The organism is Dysgonomonas sp. Marseille-P4361, assembly GCF_900343125.1.
Classification (GTDB): domain Bacteria; phylum Bacteroidota; class Bacteroidia; order Bacteroidales; family Dysgonomonadaceae; genus Dysgonomonas.
The window spans coordinates 39,787-57,910 of sequence record NZ_OPYL01000004.1; the positions used below are offsets into that span (position 1 = coordinate 39,787).

Below are 18,124 nucleotides of genomic sequence, written 5' to 3' on the forward strand. Positions count from 1 at the left end.
AAAACACAGACCCTCTCCTACTTTATATATTGTATAACAATTTACATCAACAAGCTAGCACAACCAAGCAGAGTTGATTCCTCTCCTAAGATGGTAGTCAGCACACGAGTCGAAGGATTTTCTTTTGCCATAGCTGCTTTTAATGGCTCGATAAACAAATGAGCCGAAAGTGCAATGCTTCCTCCGATAACCAATGTATCGGCTTGCCTTTCTTTAACAAGCGGAACCAAGAACTCGATCAGTGCTTCGCTAAATTCTGCAAATACTTGTTTCGCTGCATCATCTGTTCCGTTTACAACCCCATCGATAAGGAACTTAGCTCCACGTACCTTCTCACCAGTTAATTCTCTGTAACGGGTAATAAACCAACGTGTAGAAATAAAATCTTCGACAGTTTTTCCTCTGAATGGTGCACACCATAGATCAGCGTCGACAGACTCCCCATCTACACAGTATGCAGAGCCAAAACCAGTACCAAGGGTTACTCCTATTGCGTTTCGGCTTCCTTTGGCTGCTCCGCCAAAAACACATCCACGAAGGAAGTTTTCGGCATCGTTTTTAAATCTGATGTATTCAGGGTCGAAACCGGTACGTCTCGACAATTCTGTACGGATATTCATTCCATAAAGCGCTCTGAACTTCTTTTGCTCCTCTATCTTAGCTATACCGTTTTCGTAATCGAACGGGCCGGGCATTGCCAACCCCATACCTATAATGTATGATGTATCTATACCAGCCTCCGAATCGGCCAATTCTATTGACTGAATGATAGCCTCGGACCACGATGTCAGGATATTCTCAGCATTACCTTCAGCTTCTACTTCCATACGACAGTAGCTTCCTTGTAATATTTTAGCTTCATCCAGATCGATAACGGCAACTGTGATATGACCTCCGCCTATATCTGCACCGATAGCATACTTTTTCATATTTTGAATAATTTATTGTTATGTGAATTTTATCTGATAAAAAAGACCAACAAAGATAAGCCTTTCGATAAAATCACATTCTTATATATTAATATTTTTCAATTTCTTTTATCAAGCTAACCCACTGTTCGTCCTGAATCTTTGGACCAATAATCTGTATCACGTGCGCAGCCAATAGCGTACCTATCTCGCCACAAACCTTCAAAGATTGCTTATTGATAAGTCCATAAAGGAAACCTGCTGCATACAAATCGCCCGCACCGGTGGTATCTACACAATTTACTTTTAGCGCAGGAACAAAGACTTTCTCCTCGCCACGCTGTATCCACGAACCTGCACTCCCGGTCTTTACAATTGCAATTTCGGTCTGCTGTGCCAATACTGCAACAGCCTCTTCGGCAGACATGTCAAGCAAGCTTCTTGCTTCTTCTTCGTTAGCAAATACAATATCTACATACTGAGGAATGATTTCTTTCAGAAAGTCGCAACTGGCTTCTACTACATTGTAACTTGCCAGGTCAAGCACCACCTTAGCTCCTGCTTCTTTAGCCATTACGATTGCCTGCTTGATGAGGTCGTAACTTTGCACCAGATAGCCTTCGATATAGAAATAGTTGTAACCTTCGAAATCTTCTTTGCGTAATTCGTTTGCATTCAACAAAGCGGCAGCACCCAGATAAGTACCGAATGTGCGCTCTCCGTCTTTAGAAATAAATGTTGAGGCTACGCCCGATGCTTCGTTCACTTCTGTCAGGTGCGATTTTACTTTGTATTTTTGCAGATCTTCTTTATAGTATGTTCCGTAGAAGTCTGTACCTATACGTCCTAAGAATCCGGTTTTAACTCCTAAGTTCGCCAAACCGACAATTGTATTCGATGCAGAGCCTCCGGCTACGATGTTTTTTTCCAGTTTATTGAGTTCTCCGCTTATTATTTCCAACTTTTTTTTGTCGATTAGCTGCATACTGCCTTTGGGAAGTTCGAGCTGATGAAGTAGTCTATCGTCTTCTATTACAGCAAGAACGTCTACCAGGGCGTTGCCCATACCAAGTATCTTTGTCATTTTTTTAAATTATTTTTATGCAAAGATATTGCATAATTCAGAATTATAGCCTATTTTTGCATCACTTTTAAGGGAATAAAATTCTTCCTTAGCTCAGTCGGTTAGAGCATCTGACTGTTAATCAGAGGGTCCTTGGTTCAAGTCCAAGAGGAAGAGCAAGAGCAATCACTAATACAGTGGTTGCTTTTTTGTTTTGCACAACCAGAACACTCTATTATTGTAGGCAGAAAAATTTCTTCTACATTTTGAATTATTTTTTTGCACGATAAAAAAAGATTTATATCTTTGCACCCGAAAGTTTAAGCAATAAAGCTTTCGACACGGAATTCTTCCTTAGCTCAGTTGGTTAGAGCACCTGACTGTTAATCAGGGGGTCCTTGGTTCAAGCCCAAGAGGAAGAGCAAAAGCAATCACTAAAACAGTGGTTGCTTTTTTATTTTATATATCTTTAAAGAGATTATACACAATATCTAATTTCTATGAATACCCAGATATATACAGTCGGAATAAGAGAATACAATAACCTTCGGTTTGTAAACGAATCGCTCTCGGGAATAGAGATAATTCAAGGCTACTTCGAAGAGTGTGAGTTTGAGGGCTGCAATTTTTCAGAAAGCGTTCTTATCGACTGCACTTTCAACAACTGTGTTTTCTCCAATTGCAATTTGATGTTAACCAAGATACCAAATACCACTTTCAACAACGTAAAATTTGACGGTTGCGATATGATTGGTATAGACTGGACGGTAGCCCGATGGTTTCGCAATACTAAGAAATCGAAGCAACCCTTCCCTATCCTATTTGAATCGTGTAGATTAAACCATTCTGTATTTGTTGGAATGGATATAGCCAATGCTCTATTTACAGACTGTACAATAAAAGAGGCTTTCTTCGAAGATGCATCGATGGAGAATTGCTCTTTTAACAGATGCGATTTGGAACAATCTGTTTTCAAGAACACCAATCTGCGCGGATCTGATCTCTCTACTGCTAAGAATTACGATATAGATGTTTGTCAGAACAATGTAACAAAAGCCAAGTTTTCGCTACCCGAAGCAGTCTCTCTTATCTATTCGCTAGATATAGTGATAACAAACCAATAGTAACTTGTGCATAATTATTCTATCTTTGCAATAGGTTTTTGATTATCTCATAGACAAACAAAATATACCTCCTGCAATATGAAAAGCTATACATACATTTTTTTGTTAAGCATCATCACATTCCTATTTCCTCTATCCGTCGAAGCTCAGTTAAAAGAAAGAGCAAAAGAAGTTCTGGATGGAATAATAATAGATAAAGCACTCCTCGACACCACCGTTACAGACAGCCTGCCTGCCATCAACAAACGCTTACAGGACTCTATCAAAATGCAGGAAATGATGCTTCAGATACAAGAGATGAAGCTCAATGAAATTCTTTTACGCACGGAGCTGGATGAAGCCACATCGGGAATAACAAAAGATTCGATAAGAAAAGCCGAGCAGCGTCGCCGAATTGACTCCCTTAGAACTGTCACACACGGAATTCCGGTTATAGTAGACGCAGATACCTTATTCCTACTTTATACAAAGAAAGGTGCATTAACTCCACACCAACGTGCAGAGACTATAGAAAAAACGATTCTTGCAATAGGAAAAGATTACAGTTTCGGCATGGACACTATCTATGTTGAGGAAAGCGAGATTTTTTCCGATATCATGTATGGTGACAAAGTCATAATGAGTGTAACAGACAATGATGCCTTGTGGCAAAACACATCCCGCCAAGAGCTGGCTAAACAATACATCCCTCCCATATCGAACAAAATAACCGAACTTAAAAAAGAACACAGCATATTGCAGGTCGCAAAACGAATAGGACTTTTCCTGCTCGTACTAATTATACAATACCTGCTATGGAAAGGGACCAACTACTTATTCCGAAAACTTCGCCGCAGAATAGTATGGCTGACTGCAAACAAACTTAAACCTGTATCGATCAAAGACTATGAATTTCTCGATACACGCAAGCAAGGACGCGTATTGCTATTTTTTTCGAAAGTGTTACAATACGCTGTTATCTTGATACAACTAGCCATCACCATACCTATACTCTTCTCTATTTTTCCTCAAACGGAGTCGCTGGCGATGCAGCTATTCACCTATATATTCAATCCCGTAAAAATGATTTTCTGGAAAGTAATCAATTATTTTCCGAATATATTTATCATTATAGTTATCTATCTCTGTATCCGTTACCTTGTAAAAATGGTACAATACATAGCAGGTGAAATAGAAAGTGAAAAGTTAAAAATAACAGGTTTCTACCCCGATTGGGCACAACCGACATACAATATCGTACGTTTCTTGCTGTATGTTTTTATGATAGCAATGATATATCCTTATCTTCCCGGTGCAGACTCGGGAGCATTCCAAGGAATATCAATCTTTGTAGGACTTATCGTATCGCTGGGATCGAGCAGCGCCATCGCCAACATCATAGCCGGACTAGTCATTACTTATATGCGTCCGTTCAGGATTGGAGACAGAATCAAACTTGGAGACACCGAAGGGCACGTAGTAGAGAAAACTCCATTTGTAACCCGCATAAAGACTCCTAAAAATGAGATTATAACAATCCCCAACTCGTCCATTATGTCATCTAATACGGTTAATTATAGCGAATCGGCAAAAGCATACGGATTGATTATACACACACCCGTAACTTACGGATACGACGTTCCTTGGGAGAAAGCTCATGAAGTGCTGATTGCAGCAGCAAAAGATACGCATGGAGTTATGAAACATCCTGCTCCTTTTGTACTGGAAACGAAACTTGATGATTTTTATGTCATTTATCAAATAAATGCTTACATAAAGAATGCAGATAAACTGGCACAGTTGTATTCAGATCTGCACCAACAAATACAAATAAAATCGAACGAAGCCGGGCTGGAATTAGTATCTCCTCAATACATAGAGCAGCGGAAAGCACGAGAGAAAATAATGCCGGACAAATACTTAAACAAGGACGAAGACTCGGACAGAAAAGACTAACCATAAAATCAAAAAAGCAGGCTGTAATCTTAATATCAGCCTGCTTTTTCTTTACGCTCTCATCTATTATCTCCTATCAAACTAGTTCAAAGGTATAGCCTTGTTCCTTTAGCCATTTCAAACTTTTTGGCAGAGCATATTTCATATTCTTTTCAGCTTTTAGCGAATCGTGAAAAACGATAACCGAGCCGTCGCGCGTATATTTCTTCACATTATCCAACACCTGATCGGGTGTCAGCAGCTTACTATAGTCGCGTGTAACGACATCCCACATTACTATTTTGAAGTGCTTACGGAGCTTGAAATACTGTGGTATCCGAACATGTCCATGCGGTGGACGAAACAAGTCTGACTTAATATATTCGGACGCTAAAAAACTGTTTGCTATATAACGTTTCGACCAAGTACGTATCCCTTGCAAGTGGTTGAATGTATGATTTCCTACCTGATGACCTCGTTCGAGAACCATCTGATAAATATCGGGATGCTTGCGGACATTATCTCCAACACAGAAGAAAGTTGCCTTCACATCAAACTCATCTAAGACATCAAGTACCCAAGGTGTTATCTCGGGAATTGGTCCGTCATCAAATGTAAGATATACCGTTTTTTGATTTTTGATTGGCTTACGCCACATCGAGCCCGGAAAAAACAGGCGATATATCTTTGGTGGTTGTTCTATCAACATATCTGAGTACAGATAAATAGGATTCCTATCAACAGGAACCCTATTTACTATCTATCTATTTCATTTTGGTGCAGAAAAATATTTCTCCAATAATTCGGGACTATATTTTTGCATTAATCCTGCTACACGTTCTACTTTCTTAAATCCTGCATCCCTGGCAACACTATCTTCTTGTGCCAAGAATACTCCATTGCGGGCAATATGCATCATGTAATCAAGAGGATGAATTCTCACTCTTACTTGCTTAAACGATACTCCGCTGCTTAGGAACAATTCTGTATAAGACATTGTTTTCTCCAACAACTCTTCGTATCTCGCTTTATCGTAAACCTGATAATTATCCAATACTTGCATCATAATGCCTAATTGTTCGGCGATATCCCAAGTTGCACTTCTCATCGATCGAGGATCCATCGAAGCATACCATTTCAAGCTACCATCGGCTCTGTAAAGTATTTCGTCAGCTATTGCTTGCGCTTTTTCTGTTTGTCCCAGTTCGTAGTATGCCGATAGATAATCTACCGATTCGCCAGCACGAGGGATAGTAGTTCCAGGAAGCACCTCCACACATCTGTCAAGTGCCTGAAGCGCTCTTTCTTTATCTCCTTTTTCGAGTAAAGCAGAAATAAGCTGAGAGAATACAACACGGAACGAACGACACATTCTCAAACTATTCTCATCCAGATATACATTAGGGTCTTGGACATTACCCCATTGGTATTTATTTACCAGATTGTCGAACATTACATCCACATTAACGCCTCCGTTTTCTACAACTCCCGGCACAATGCGGTGATTAATTCCTTCCAGCATCGAATGAGCATTCAGTTTCAATGGAGGAACACCGATAGTCAATGCATAATAGATAGGACGTTTCCAGTCATCTTTATTGATATTTGCCAACATCTCCATAATCATTATTTCTTGTCGGTAAATACCTTGTGCATTGTCATCTATATTCAGCACAAACTCGCTCTTAGGTTTAGTACCCAATGCTTTCCAGTCAATCTTAGTAGTATCTATATCCATTTTCAGATTACGGCTCGGTACAACCATCTCTCCTTCCAAGAATGGGAATGGGTTACGAGGCGAATACACATCCAATGTTTTTAGTTTATCCAATACATCGTACAACGAAACGGTATCTTTGTAAGCCTCTGCATCGTAGAACTCAGAGAAGTTCATTCGTCCTACCCACTTCGACTCTTGCGTACTTTGGAAGTTTTTGAGAAGAGCGTCTTCTATTTCTTGTCGGCTCAACACATAAGCAGCCTGACCTTTCGATCCCTGATAACGATCTTCGGTCCATGTGATAGGCAGTGCCGGAGAATCATAAGCATCGCGACGCATTTGATCCACATACCAGTCTGTCTGCAAATAGCTCAGGTTACAGACACGCACATCGGTACGATAACCTTCTACCTCCTGCAAATACCACAACGGGAAGGTATCATTGTCTCCCATAGTAAACAGTATTGCATTTGGCTCGCAACTAGTCAAATAGTTTTTACCAAAGTCGCGCATTACATATCGACCCGAACGGTCATGATCGTCCCAGTTTTCGGATGCCATCTGAACAGGCACAAACAAACATGCAACTGTAGCGATGATAGCCGAAGGAAGTTCCGGTAATTTATTTTTCAACAGATTCCAGAGAAATGCCACTCCAAAGCCTATCCAGATACAGAAGGCATAGAACGATCCGGCATAAGCATAGTCACGCTCGCGAGGCTCTTCGGGCTGCTGATTCAGATACAGAATAATAGCAATACCCGTCATAAAGAATAACATAAACGTTACCAAGAACTGTTGTTCTCCCTTTTTACCTCTCATCAACTGGAAAGCAATTCCCAATATACCTAAGAGAAGTGGCAACATGAAATAAGTATTATGTCCTTTATTTTCTGCTATGCTTGGAGGCAAGTTGTCTTGTGGACCTCTGCCTAATAATTCGTCTACAAACCCGATTCCCGTAATCCAGTTACCATTGGTTATATCTCCATAGCCCTGAATATCATTCTGACGACCAGAGAAGTTCCACATGAAGTAACGGAAGTACATGAAGTTTAATTGATAATCGAAGAAGAAACGCATGTTGTCCAAGAAAGTTGGCGGCACTGCCAAATCAGTTACCCCTGCCCATAGGCGATACCCTCTCACATGTCTGTCTTCTTTCGAATACATACGAGGCAATAACATCGTATTTGTTTGTTCGTATGTAGGGACTGTGCTTACTACAACATACTCATCTTTCTGATCAGGTGATGTTTTTGCTACTTTATCATAAGTTTTCTTTTCTCCGGCAAGAACTACATCTCTTGTCATCGGATCTCTCTTCTCGGTAGAGGCATATGTTTTTCCGTAAAACAACGGACGGTCTCCATACTGCTCGCGGTTAAGATAACTTGCCAGTGTAAACACATTCTCCGGCGAGTTTTGATCCATCGGTGTATTTGCTGCCGAACGAATAGGAATCAACGCAAAAGAAGAGTAACCTATAAGGATTACCATCAAACACAAGATAACAGTATTGATAAGTCTGAAGCTGATTTTCTTATAGAAATACAAGAAACCAACAAGACCGGCAACCAACAATATCCAAAGAAAAATGCTATCACCTATAAATGTGATTCCGCTCAACAGCATACACACTGCAAATGCAATCTTAGCGCGCTTCATATTCCCCTTAGACGACAGTGTTTCGTACAATCCCCAAACAATACCTGCCACAACTAGCAAGATGTAGAAGAATACACCTGTATTGTAAGAGAAGCCAAAGCCGTTAACAAACATCAGTTCGAACCATCCGCCTACTTTTGTAAACCCTGGTATGATACCATACATCAGCACCACAATGAGCAGCAATGATCCTATCAGTGCCAATAGCGTACCTTTAAGCGTTGGATTTTCTTGTTTCTTGAAATAATAAACCAATACGATGGCAGGGATACAAAGCAAGTTCAGCAAGTGAACCCCGATGGACAATCCCATAGCATAAGCTATAAGCACCAACCATTTATCTGCTCCGGGTTGATCGGCGCGGTTTTCCCATTTCAGTATCAACCAGAATACAAGGGCTGTAAACATGGATGAATAGGCATAAACCTCTCCTTCGACAGCCGAAAACCAGAATGTATCGGTAAATGTATAAGTAAGAGCTCCAACCAATCCACTACCAATGATAGCGATTAACTGACCGGTTGTCATCTCTTGTGTATTGTCTGTATAAATCAGTTTGCGCGCGAGGTGCGTTATAGTCCAGAAAAGGAACAATATGGTAGCCGCACTAAGCAATGCCGACATGGCATTTACCATCATCGCTACTTGTGTAGGATCGGAAGCAAACAGTGAAAAGAATTTAGCCGTAAGCATAAAGAATGGCGCCCCCGGCGGGTGTCCTACTTCCAGTTTATAGGCAGATGTGATAAACTCGCCACAATCCCAGAAGCTGGCAGTTGGCTCTATAGTCATCAGATAGACTATTGCCGCAACAGCAAAGCTAAACCAACCAAAAATGTTGTTAAACAGATTGAATCTCTTCATAACAGGATGTATATGATAGTTATATGGTTAATTCTCGTATTTTTTCAAAACATTTGGGTGCAAAGATAGTTAAATAGCCCTAAGTATTGTTTTTCAGCACTGTATTTTTAATTGGGAAACTTAAAAACTTCTTAAAAAAGAGCCTATTTTTCATATTGTTAACGAACTATTTAAGCGTTTGTATCAAGACGTTAACAGATTTTATTCTTATATTTAAGATAAGCAACACCCGAGTCACTGATTCACGACAGGCAAATAAGTAAGAGGTAAGCAATTACTTTTTTTTCACCAAAGCACCTGGGATCATATTAGATTTAGGTGCTTTTTCATAAGTGCCTGAATAAAATGCTTTTTAAAAGAAGATTTTGTGTCTTTTATTCCCTTATTCTATTTCAAATCTTTACTTTTGAAGAAATGATACCCTAAAAGACCTTATATTATGCGCACAAAACTATTCATCATCACAGTTCTCCTTTTTGCCATCTGTTCATCAGGAGCCTATTCACAAGATAAAAAGACAACCAAAGCCGTTCTGAACGAAGCTACTGTATTTTTTCAAGGGGCAGAACTGATTCACTCTGCAACATACACCTTAGCTAAGGGTGAAAACGAGTTATTTATCGAAGGACTGAGTCCCAGCATCGACAAAAACAGCCTTAAGATTAAGACGACTAACAATGTCATTGTTTCTGCCTATGAGTTTTCGGTCGATTTCCTCTCTGGAAGTAAAGGAAAAAGCTCTGTAGTGAAAAAACTGCAAGATTCTATCGACTTCTACCAAAAGAGACTGAATGAGATAGAGACAGAGATAACAATAAACGAGGACATGATCGAATTCCTAGAAAAAGGGACAGATAAAAATGTATCCGGATCGGAGAAGGGACTGGGAATAGACGAGTTGGTTAAGACAATGGAATATTACAAAACCAAGGCTTTCGAATTGCAAAGCACCCTGACTGCAAGTAATAAAAAGAAAGACGAAACCGAAGAAACCATTTCTCGCCTAAGAAAACAACTCAGTACAGAATCGCTCAAAAACGACAAATCATCCGGTGTATTGAAACTAAAGTTAACTGCTCCTGCAAGTGGCAGCTGCAACTTCACTATATCTTACTACACCACCGCTGCGGGATGGATGCCTTATTACGACATCAATATTACCTCTACCGATCAACCAATAAAGATTGCCGCCAAATCGCGCGTCAAACAAACAACCGGCATGGATTGGGAAAAAGTAAAACTGACTCTATCTTCTGCTACCCCCAGCAAAGGGAAAACTGCTCCGCTATTTAGCGCATGGTTTGTAGATTATGTACAACCAAACCTCTCTGCACTCCATGGTGTAACTACTAGCGTCCCTTCACAAAACTCTTACAGCTATAATGAAAAATCTGCAGCAAAAAAGACTCCCAAGGAAGGAGAATTTTGGATACGAGGTATTTCTTCCCTCAACAGTAATACTCAACCCTTGTATGTAGTGGACGGACAGATAGTCGAAGACTTAAATTCTATTGATATTGCAATGGTAAAAGATTTTCAAGTTCTTAAAGATGCAAGCGCAACCGGTATCTATGGTGCCAGAGCCTCGAATGGCGTAGTTGTTATCTCTCTGAAAGAAAGCATGGATGATTTCGTTACCCAAGCCGAAACAGACCTAAACATTGCCTACAACATCGATCTGCCTTACACCATACCGGGTAACGGTAAAGAGCAAATAATAGACCTGCAGACTAAAGAAACTACAGCCGAATACAAATACTATTGTGCCCCGAAACTCGATACAGAAACCTATCTGCTTGCTGAAATTTCGGATTGGCAAAAACTGAATCTACTTAGTGGAAAGGCAAATATTACCTACGAAGGCACCTATGTGGGCGAATCACAAATCGAAGCTTCATCTACGCAACAGAAATTGACGCTTACCTTGGGCAGCGACAAGCGCGTGACTGTAAAACGCGAAAAGATGCAAGATTTCAGCAGTGGCGCTAAGTTCTTAGGGAATGACATCAAACAGGCATTTACTTACAAGCTAACGGTTCGCAACAATCAGAACAAGGCTATAAAAATGGTTCTCAAAGACCAGTATCCTATCTCGATGCAGAAAGAGATAGAAGTGGAATTGTTGACAAAGGAAACAACCCCTTGGACAGCCAACAAGGAAGACTTGGGTGTTATCACATGGGAAGAGGAACTGAAAGCTGGCGAAACCAAAACATACAAGATGAGTTATACGGTTAAATACCCGAAAGGGCGCAAGCTGAATTTATAATAAGCATTCTCTATAAACGAAAAGGGCGACACTACGATTTGTAGTGCCGCCCTTTCTTATATCAAAAAAAACCGATCGGTTATTTATAATTCAACCATTTGAACATTTCGGCAAACGTTACTTTCTTTCCGAACATCAATATGCCTACGCGATAGATTTTCGCTGCCAGCTTCACTGTCAATACGGCTGTAGCAAACAATATCACTACAGACAATGCCAGTTCCCACAATGGGATCTCGAACGGCGCACGCACCATCATCACCACCGGCGAGGTAAACGGAATCAACGAACACCAGAATGCCATCGCCCCTTCGGGATTTCGTGTAGCAGCAAAGCCTGCATAAAAAGCAACCATCAACAAAATAGTAACAGGCATCACCAATTGAGAAGCCTCTTGAGAGTCATTTGCACCCGAACCAAACATAGCGAAGATAGATGCATACAATACATACCCTCCTACAAAATAAAGGATCAGACAGATCGCTATTTGTGTCCAGTTGATACTGGCGATACTTGCTAGAGACTCCGAAAACAACTCTGATGAATTTACTGTATAATAAACCCCATCTCGTCGAATTTCTGATATTGAATTAACATCTATTGCTGAATCTGCAAATATGCTCAGAGCAAACATAGCCCCGCCACCTATTAAAATCCATACGGCTAACTGCAATAACCCTACCAGTCCTACTCCGATAATTTTACCCATCATAAGGTCGAAAGGACGAACCGAAGAGATAATAACTTCTATGATACGGTTTGTCTTTTCTTCTACCACGCTCTGCATCACCATAGAACCATACATCATAATGAAAAAGAACATACAGAATGTAAGCGCCATACCTGCCATCGAAGCCACTTCTCCCAGTGTTTCGCGCTCTTCTCCCGTTTCATCCCAGCGGACAGAAGATATTTCGATACGCTCTTTCGAGTTGAGGATTGTTTCCAGATTGGCTACTATCTGAGGATCTATAGCATTTTCGTGCGTATAGGCTTCCACCTTTTGCTTTCGCACAGCATCGGTCAGTTTATCATTTATATAGGCTGTCAGTTCGCGAGGTGGTTGTTGTTTCTCCGAATAGAAAGTCACTGCTTTCCCGTTCAGATTAAGGTCACCGACAATACTCAACAGTGCTGTTCCTTTTTCATCCGGTTTTTTTTCTCCATTCTTCAATAGCACAAATTCGTATTCGGCAGAAGATTCGAAAAGGTTACCATACAGGTTTGTTTCATCCTGCACATACACTTTCTTTATATTATCGTTATCGCTAAGCACCATTAGAATAGTAGGCAGTGCAATCACCCCCACAAACAAAAATGGAGTAAGCAATGTAGTCAGGATAAACGCTTTGGTGTTTACCCTCGACATAAATTCTCTTTGTATAATCAGGTTTAATGCTCTCATTATTCTTTATTTGATACTACTTGAATAAATATATCGTTCATCGAAGGCAATTCCTCCTCGAAAGACAAGACTTCGTATTGAGCTGTCACCTCTTTCAGCAACCCCGAGTTTGAAGCCTCTTCGTGACGTTGTATTCTCAACTCTACTGTATTTTTATCTGTCGATTGTTCCAACACAGTAAAGTGTTCCGATTGCAGATCGAAGCTATCGCCTACCACCACGAGTTTGAATATATGCTTACGGAAGCGGGCACGTATTTCCTTTACATTGCCTTGCAATACTACTTGCGACTTGTTGATCAACGATATTTCGTCACAAAGTTCTTCTACCGATTCCATATTGTGCGTGGAAAGAATGATCGTCTTTCCTGCTGCACGAAGCTCAAGCAATTCTCTTTTCAGCAATTCTGCATTTACGGGGTCAAATCCACTGAAAGGCTCGTCGAGAATATACAGCTCGGGTTCGTGAATCACAGTTACAATGAACTGAATCTTTTGCTGCATCCCTTTCGAGAGTTCTTCTACTTTCTTATTTTCCCACGATTTGATATCGAATTTATTAAGCCAGTATTCTGTTTTTTCTCTCGCCTCTTCGCCCGACAGACCTCTAAGCTTAGCCAGAAATAGAATATGCTCCCCTACTTTCATTTTTTTGTACAAGCCACGTTCTTCGGGCATGTATCCAATATTGAAAATATCGTCGGCAACAGACTCACGTCCATTAATAAAGACCTTTCCTTCATCCGGTGCTGTGATGCGATTGATGATACGAATGAGCGAAGATTTCCCTGCCCCATTCGGTCCCAATAGTCCGTAAATGCAACCCTTTGGCACTTGCACACTCACCCCATTGAGGGCTCTGTGGCTGCCATATTGCTTTACGACATCTTGTGTTTCTAAGTAAAACATAATCTGTTTGTATTGTTATTTTTTTAGATTCCTTTTTTCAATTAGTCGACGAATGTAATTAAAAATCACAGAATAATAAGTATTTGTGAGAAAATAGGCTCTTGGTTTTCCCCAATAGATATAATTTATTCACCTTTTTTCTTAAATAATTCATCTATATCGAATTCAGAAAAACTTTGTTCCAATGAAGTGGGATGATCTTGTATCTTAACATTCAATACCGAATCTTGGCAAGCAGCCAATCCTCCAGCATCACAATATTCGAATTTAAGAGTAGGTAGTATCTGCATGATAGGCAATGTACGATCATCCATTTCTGAAAAAGCTATTTCTAACAAAGATCCTTGGCGGGCAATATAAGCAGATGAAAACAACTTGATAGTTTGATTGGGTTCTAAGACTATAACTTCATTAAATGAGTTTATTTTATTTTTATTCAAATAAAAGGACACTTCTTCTTTATACAGTTTGTCATCCATCCTAAAAGAGAGATACATTTTTGAAAGATGTTTATATGGCTGTAAAGTAATTGCAGAGTCTGAAGCATTTTTAATTTCCAAGTCTACTTCTAAAAAAGGAATATTACGATCATGTTCCCTACAAGCAACTAAAACAACTGTATCCTTTCCTTGTATATATTCTTTTTTACTAAAGACCTCTTTCTTCAGATTAGAAACTGTCATATTTAAAACATCCATCTTCAATTGAGCATGAGAACATAGAATGTTGCAAATAAAAAATATTATAAAAGCAATCTTTTTCATATCATCGAGCAATAGGTTTACTTTATAGAGCCTTGCTTCTATGTTATTTCATAAAAGCCTCCATATAATTATTTGTTATACGAAGGCTTTTCATCTCTTTATGCACAAAAACAATTAAGGAACCGAGTCTACAAGCTATTTTTAGTCTATTTCCAACACTCCTTTATATTTTCCTGTACCATATCGGGGAGAAATACATAGTATATAATACACGATCTAGCTTTGTCGGGGATCGACTCCCCACATCAGCTTATTTCGCAATGTATTGTAGAAAGTATTCTCTTTTCGTTTGAGAACTTTGAGCGAAAAATCAGCTTTTTTGATGATCAGCTGTGTTCCTGTTGTGAACACATTAGAACGTCCATCCAATGATATGAGAAAGCTTTCGTTACGGCTTTCCACTTCAAGCCGTATTACAGAATCGTCTGTCACTACCAATGGGCGTGTAGTCAGACTGTGAGGTGCTACGGCAGCAATAATGAAATTAGAAGCAGTAGGTGCCATTACCGGACCGCCTACACTCATAGCATAAGCCGTTGACCCAGTAGGTGTAGCTATTATCAATCCATCACCCTCGTACGAGGTTAGGTATTCGTCGTTTATATAGGCATGTACAGTAATCATCGAAGCTGTATCTTGCTTCAAGATGGCAACTTCGTTTAGCGCATAGTTGAAGCCTTGATAATCTTTATGTTCTGTAGATAACTGTAACTGACTGCGATGCTCTATCCTATAGTTTCGGGCAAAAATATCGGCAAATGTACTCTCAAGGTCTTGCTCACCTACATCGGCCAAAAAGCCTAACCGACCCGCATTGATACCAAGAATAGGAATGTCTTTTTTCCCAATGGCTGAGGTTGTACGCAGAAAGGTTCCGTCACCACCGATACTGACAACCAGATCGACATCAAATTCGTTGTCTGTAATAATTCCGGCAACAGCATATTCCAGATGAAGGGCATGCTTCAGGTATAAATAAAACTTCTCTTGCAAATAGATTTCAGCATCATTATTCTGCAATATTTTAAAAAGTTTTTCTACCTGATCTTTCTTTTGATGTTTACTCCCAAAGATTGCTACCTTCATAACGACTATTTTTCATGCGATTGTTATCTGTTTTTTAGAACAAATAACTTCTCAGGCTGTTAATAAATCGGAACTCATACTCGCTATTTCGCCAAATCGTATTACATTTGTAGCGTGTATCGTACTGCAAAGTTGCTAAAAAGTTTTAATTAAACGACGATACTCTTAAGCAATTCGTTGCAGAATGCACATTTTTAAAGGTTTTGAATGACAAAGTTAAGTGTTAATATCAACAAGGTTGCAACCATACGTAATGCCCGAGGCGGAAACGTTCCGGATGTGGTACAGGTAGCCCTTGATTGTGAAAAATTTGGGGCAAATGGAATTACAGTACACCCTCGCCCCGACGAAAGGCATATACGTTATAAGGATGTATATGATGTAAAGGCTAAGATCAGGACAGAATTTAATATCGAAGGTTATCCGACACAAAAATTCATCGACCTGATAAAGACAATCAGACCAACACAAGTAACGCTTGTGCCTGACAAACCGGATGCAATCACCTCCAATGAGGGATGGGATACGGTAACGAACAAAGAATTTCTATCAGATCTGATAGACCAATTTCACGAACATGGTGTACGCACCTCTATCTTCGTTGGCACAGATCCTCAGATGATAGAATATGCTGCCAAAACGGGTACTGACCGTATTGAACTATACACAGAACCATATGCCAGCGGGTATGCAAAAAACAAAGAGGCGGCAATCGCTCCCTTTGTAGAGGCGGCAAGAATGGCTAAAAAACTAGGTCTGGGTGTAAATGCAGGGCATGACCTCAGCTTAGAGAATTTGCATTATTTATATACAAATATCCCTTGGTTGGATGAGGTATCAATCGGACATGCGCTGATAAGCGATGCGCTCTACCTGGGACTAGAAAAAACAATTAAAGCATATAAAAGCTGTTTGACAGACAGCCCCGAAATAATAGACTGATTAGATTATGGAGGAACAAAAAGACAAAATGATTGGTATGGCTGGAACGGCAGGTTTTCACTTGCTGATTATAGGTCTTTTGTTAATTTTCTATTTAGCCCCTACTCCCGAAGTTCGCCAACCCGAAGAGCTGGGCGGTGTTCCCGTTATGTTTGGCAATGTTGCCGATGCTTTCGGAGACAACGAACCCTTTGGAAGAGGTAAGGGGGATGTAGGAGCTAAGGAAACAACTGCTCCTAATGTGGTTGAAGATCCAACTCCACTGGTAGAAAATACAAGCAAACAATCTAAGCCTGCTGTTTCGAATACGGAAACGACTCCTGCCACTCAGGACTTTGAAGAAACGGTAGCTATTAAAGAAGCAAAGAAAAAAGCTGACGAGCAAAAACAACGTGAAGCCGAAGAACAACGCAAGAAAGCTGAGGCAGACCGAATTGCTGCTCAACAAGCAGAAAAGAAAGGTCAGATAAGTAACCAAATGGCAGGACTGTTTGGCAACGGAGATGGCGATGGTAGCCGTGGCGAGACCACCGGCACAGGTACTCAAGGTGTACCAACAGGAAATGCGAGCCACGGGAAAACTTCCGGTATCGGGGGATGGGGTTCGTACGATCTTGGAGGACGCAGCCTTGGCAGAGGAGGTTTGATAAAACCTAGCTATACTGTAAACGACTATGGAACTGTTGTTGTAGACATTCTGGTAAATGCAAAAGGTGATGTAGTGGAAGCTACTATCGGCAAAGGAACGAATACAGCAAATGCAACTTTACGAAGCGAAGCTCTCAGAGCCGCTAAACGGACTAAGTTTAATGAGGTTAGTGCAGTGACGAACCAAAAAGGGACAATCACTTATAAATTTAACCTGAATTAAAGAACCTTTACTCAGCATTTAGTGTTACACTGATTTAGACAATATTACTTATAATAAAAGTATATATGTCTAAATATATACTTTTATCAATAATCTTTTTTTATAAAAAAAGTAGTTCCTCTATCAGGATTTTAAGCACAAAGATTCTATTATTTAAATGAAAAAGATCAGCCGCATATACATTTTCTTCATATTTGCCCTATCATTCACCGCATGTAATAGCGAAAAGAATACAATTGAAGGAAATATAGGCTACCCTAGCGATTATGTACCCGAGGTTGTTGTATACTTGGAAGATGTAGAAAGTGGAGACTTTTTCAAACAAACGATAGATTTCTCGCTAGACGGAGAATCGAAGTATATATTCCAAGATATTCCTAATGGGAAATATATAATTTATGCCATCCCAACCGAACAAGATACGGAGATGCTGATCGGAGGCTATACCCATGCAGTCCCTTGCGGATTGACTGCAGAGTGCATTAATCATGACTACCTGCACTTGGAAGTAAAGAATGGAACACACCTCCAGAATATCAATATATATGATTGGTTTGCCGGAGGAGTCGCTATTGACAGAATGTTGAAAGAGCATTCATAGACAATGATATAATACGT

14 protein-coding genes and 2 tRNA genes are annotated in these 18,124 nt (G+C 40.1%); 8 read left to right on the top strand and 8 right to left on the bottom strand.

The features are described 5' to 3' along the window. Window positions 1–41: 41 nt before the first annotated feature. The gene (locus DHU68_RS08680; protein WP_108822596.1) at window positions 42–929 is read right to left on the bottom strand and encodes an ROK family protein; all 888 of its coding nucleotides are present in this window, start codon (window positions 927–929) and stop codon (window positions 42–44) included. 88 nt (window positions 930–1,017) lie between these two features. Next, window positions 1,018–1,992 (bottom strand): adenosine kinase, encoded by a 975-nt coding sequence (locus tag DHU68_RS08685; RefSeq protein WP_108822597.1) that lies wholly within the window; start codon window positions 1,990–1,992, stop codon window positions 1,018–1,020. 82 nt (window positions 1,993–2,074) lie between these two features. Between DHU68_RS08685 and DHU68_RS08690 the strand changes: the two genes are divergently transcribed. The 4 genes from DHU68_RS08690 to DHU68_RS08705 all read left to right on the top strand — a co-directional run bounded on the left by DHU68_RS08690 (window position 2,075) and on the right by DHU68_RS08705 (window position 5,030). Then, window positions 2,075–2,148, top strand: a tRNA-Asn gene (locus tag DHU68_RS08690). A 171-nt stretch (window positions 2,149–2,319) separates the two neighbouring features. Next, window positions 2,320–2,393 (top strand) — tRNA-Asn (locus tag DHU68_RS08695). A gap of 78 nt (window positions 2,394–2,471) precedes the next feature. Further along, window positions 2,472–3,095: a pentapeptide repeat-containing protein gene (locus tag DHU68_RS08700; RefSeq protein WP_108822598.1), complete on the top strand. Its 624-nt coding sequence runs from the start codon at window positions 2,472–2,474 to the stop codon at window positions 3,093–3,095. A 78-nt stretch (window positions 3,096–3,173) separates the two neighbouring features. Then, on the top strand, window positions 3,174–5,030 hold the full coding sequence (locus DHU68_RS08705; RefSeq protein ID WP_108822599.1) for a mechanosensitive ion channel family protein: 1,857 nt from the start codon (window positions 3,174–3,176) through the stop codon (window positions 5,028–5,030). 76 nt (window positions 5,031–5,106) lie between these two features. Here DHU68_RS08705 and DHU68_RS08710 read toward each other — a convergent pair whose 3' ends face one another. Then, on the bottom strand, window positions 5,107–5,718 hold the full coding sequence (locus DHU68_RS08710; protein ID WP_108822600.1) for a polysaccharide deacetylase family protein: 612 nt from the start codon (window positions 5,716–5,718) through the stop codon (window positions 5,107–5,109). 60 nt (window positions 5,719–5,778) lie between these two features. Then, complete coding sequence (locus DHU68_RS08715; protein WP_108822601.1) at window positions 5,779–9,261, bottom strand: DUF2723 domain-containing protein; 3,483 nt, start codon at window positions 9,259–9,261, stop codon at window positions 5,779–5,781. 439 nt (window positions 9,262–9,700) lie between these two features. On the opposite strand from DHU68_RS08715, the gene DHU68_RS08720 reads away from it, so the two are divergent. Next, window positions 9,701–11,530 (top strand): DUF4139 domain-containing protein, encoded by a 1,830-nt coding sequence (locus DHU68_RS08720; protein WP_108822602.1) that lies wholly within the window; start codon window positions 9,701–9,703, stop codon window positions 11,528–11,530. Between the two features lie 79 nt (window positions 11,531–11,609). Here the strand turns inward: DHU68_RS08720 and DHU68_RS08725 are convergent, their stop codons facing one another. The 4 genes from DHU68_RS08725 to DHU68_RS08740 form a co-directional block, all read right to left on the bottom strand. Then, window positions 11,610–12,935 carry an ABC transporter permease gene (locus DHU68_RS08725; protein WP_108822603.1) on the bottom strand — a complete coding sequence of 442 codons (1,326 nt, stop codon included), beginning with the start codon at window positions 12,933–12,935 and terminating at the stop codon, window positions 11,610–11,612. Next, window positions 12,935–13,843 carry an ABC transporter ATP-binding protein gene (locus DHU68_RS08730; RefSeq protein WP_108822604.1) on the bottom strand — a complete coding sequence of 303 codons (909 nt, stop codon included), beginning with the start codon at window positions 13,841–13,843 and terminating at the stop codon, window positions 12,935–12,937. The genes DHU68_RS08725 and DHU68_RS08730 overlap by 1 nt, the downstream gene beginning before the upstream one ends. Before the next feature lie 125 nt (window positions 13,844–13,968). Continuing rightward, window positions 13,969–14,607 carry a hypothetical protein gene (locus DHU68_RS08735; protein WP_160111114.1) on the bottom strand — a complete coding sequence of 213 codons (639 nt, stop codon included), beginning with the start codon at window positions 14,605–14,607 and terminating at the stop codon, window positions 13,969–13,971. 216 nt (window positions 14,608–14,823) lie between these two features. Then, window positions 14,824–15,693, bottom strand: coding sequence for an NAD kinase (locus tag DHU68_RS08740; RefSeq protein WP_108822606.1), 870 nt, complete (start codon window positions 15,691–15,693; stop codon window positions 14,824–14,826). Window positions 15,694–15,900: 207 nt separating this feature from the next. Here DHU68_RS08740 and DHU68_RS08745 point away from each other — a divergent pair, with 207 nt between their 5' ends. From DHU68_RS08745 to DHU68_RS08755, 3 genes are all read left to right on the top strand, one after another. Next, a complete protein-coding gene (locus tag DHU68_RS08745; protein ID WP_108822607.1) occupies window positions 15,901–16,635 on the top strand; it encodes a pyridoxine 5'-phosphate synthase in 735 nt (244 codons plus the stop codon). 7 nt (window positions 16,636–16,642) lie between these two features. Further along, window positions 16,643–17,506: an energy transducer TonB gene (locus DHU68_RS08750; protein WP_108822608.1), complete on the top strand. Its 864-nt coding sequence runs from the start codon at window positions 16,643–16,645 to the stop codon at window positions 17,504–17,506. A 157-nt stretch (window positions 17,507–17,663) separates the two neighbouring features. Then, window positions 17,664–18,107, top strand: a complete 444-nt coding sequence (locus tag DHU68_RS08755) for a hypothetical protein (RefSeq protein ID WP_108822609.1) — start codon at window positions 17,664–17,666, stop codon at window positions 18,105–18,107. The last annotated feature ends 17 nt before the right edge of the window (window positions 18,108–18,124 follow it).

What these genes read in the sequence shown, in the direction of transcription:
- DHU68_RS08680 (WP_108822596.1), bottom strand. Translation starts at nt 929, where the DNA reads ATGAAAAAGTATGCTATCGGTGCAGATATAGGCGGAGGTCATATCACA.
- DHU68_RS08685 (WP_108822597.1), bottom strand. Translation starts at nt 1,992, where the DNA reads ATGACAAAGATACTTGGTATGGGCAACGCCCTGGTAGACGTTCTTGCT.
- DHU68_RS08700 (WP_108822598.1), top strand. Translation starts at nt 2,472, where the DNA reads ATGAATACCCAGATATATACAGTCGGAATAAGAGAATACAATAACCTT.
- DHU68_RS08705 (WP_108822599.1), top strand. Translation starts at nt 3,174, where the DNA reads ATGAAAAGCTATACATACATTTTTTTGTTAAGCATCATCACATTCCTA.
- DHU68_RS08710 (WP_108822600.1), bottom strand. Translation starts at nt 5,718, where the DNA reads ATGTTGATAGAACAACCACCAAAGATATATCGCCTGTTTTTTCCGGGC.
- DHU68_RS08715 (WP_108822601.1), bottom strand. Translation starts at nt 9,261, where the DNA reads ATGAAGAGATTCAATCTGTTTAACAACATTTTTGGTTGGTTTAGCTTT.
- DHU68_RS08720 (WP_108822602.1), top strand. Translation starts at nt 9,701, where the DNA reads ATGCGCACAAAACTATTCATCATCACAGTTCTCCTTTTTGCCATCTGT.
- DHU68_RS08725 (WP_108822603.1), bottom strand. Translation starts at nt 12,935, where the DNA reads ATGAGAGCATTAAACCTGATTATACAAAGAGAATTTATGTCGAGGGTA.
- DHU68_RS08730 (WP_108822604.1), bottom strand. Translation starts at nt 13,843, where the DNA reads ATGTTTTACTTAGAAACACAAGATGTCGTAAAGCAATATGGCAGCCAC.
- DHU68_RS08735 (WP_160111114.1), bottom strand. Translation starts at nt 14,607, where the DNA reads ATGAAAAAGATTGCTTTTATAATATTTTTTATTTGCAACATTCTATGT.
- DHU68_RS08740 (WP_108822606.1), bottom strand. Translation starts at nt 15,693, where the DNA reads ATGAAGGTAGCAATCTTTGGGAGTAAACATCAAAAGAAAGATCAGGTA.
- DHU68_RS08745 (WP_108822607.1), top strand. Translation starts at nt 15,901, where the DNA reads ATGACAAAGTTAAGTGTTAATATCAACAAGGTTGCAACCATACGTAAT.
- DHU68_RS08750 (WP_108822608.1), top strand. Translation starts at nt 16,643, where the DNA reads ATGGAGGAACAAAAAGACAAAATGATTGGTATGGCTGGAACGGCAGGT.
- DHU68_RS08755 (WP_108822609.1), top strand. Translation starts at nt 17,664, where the DNA reads ATGAAAAAGATCAGCCGCATATACATTTTCTTCATATTTGCCCTATCA.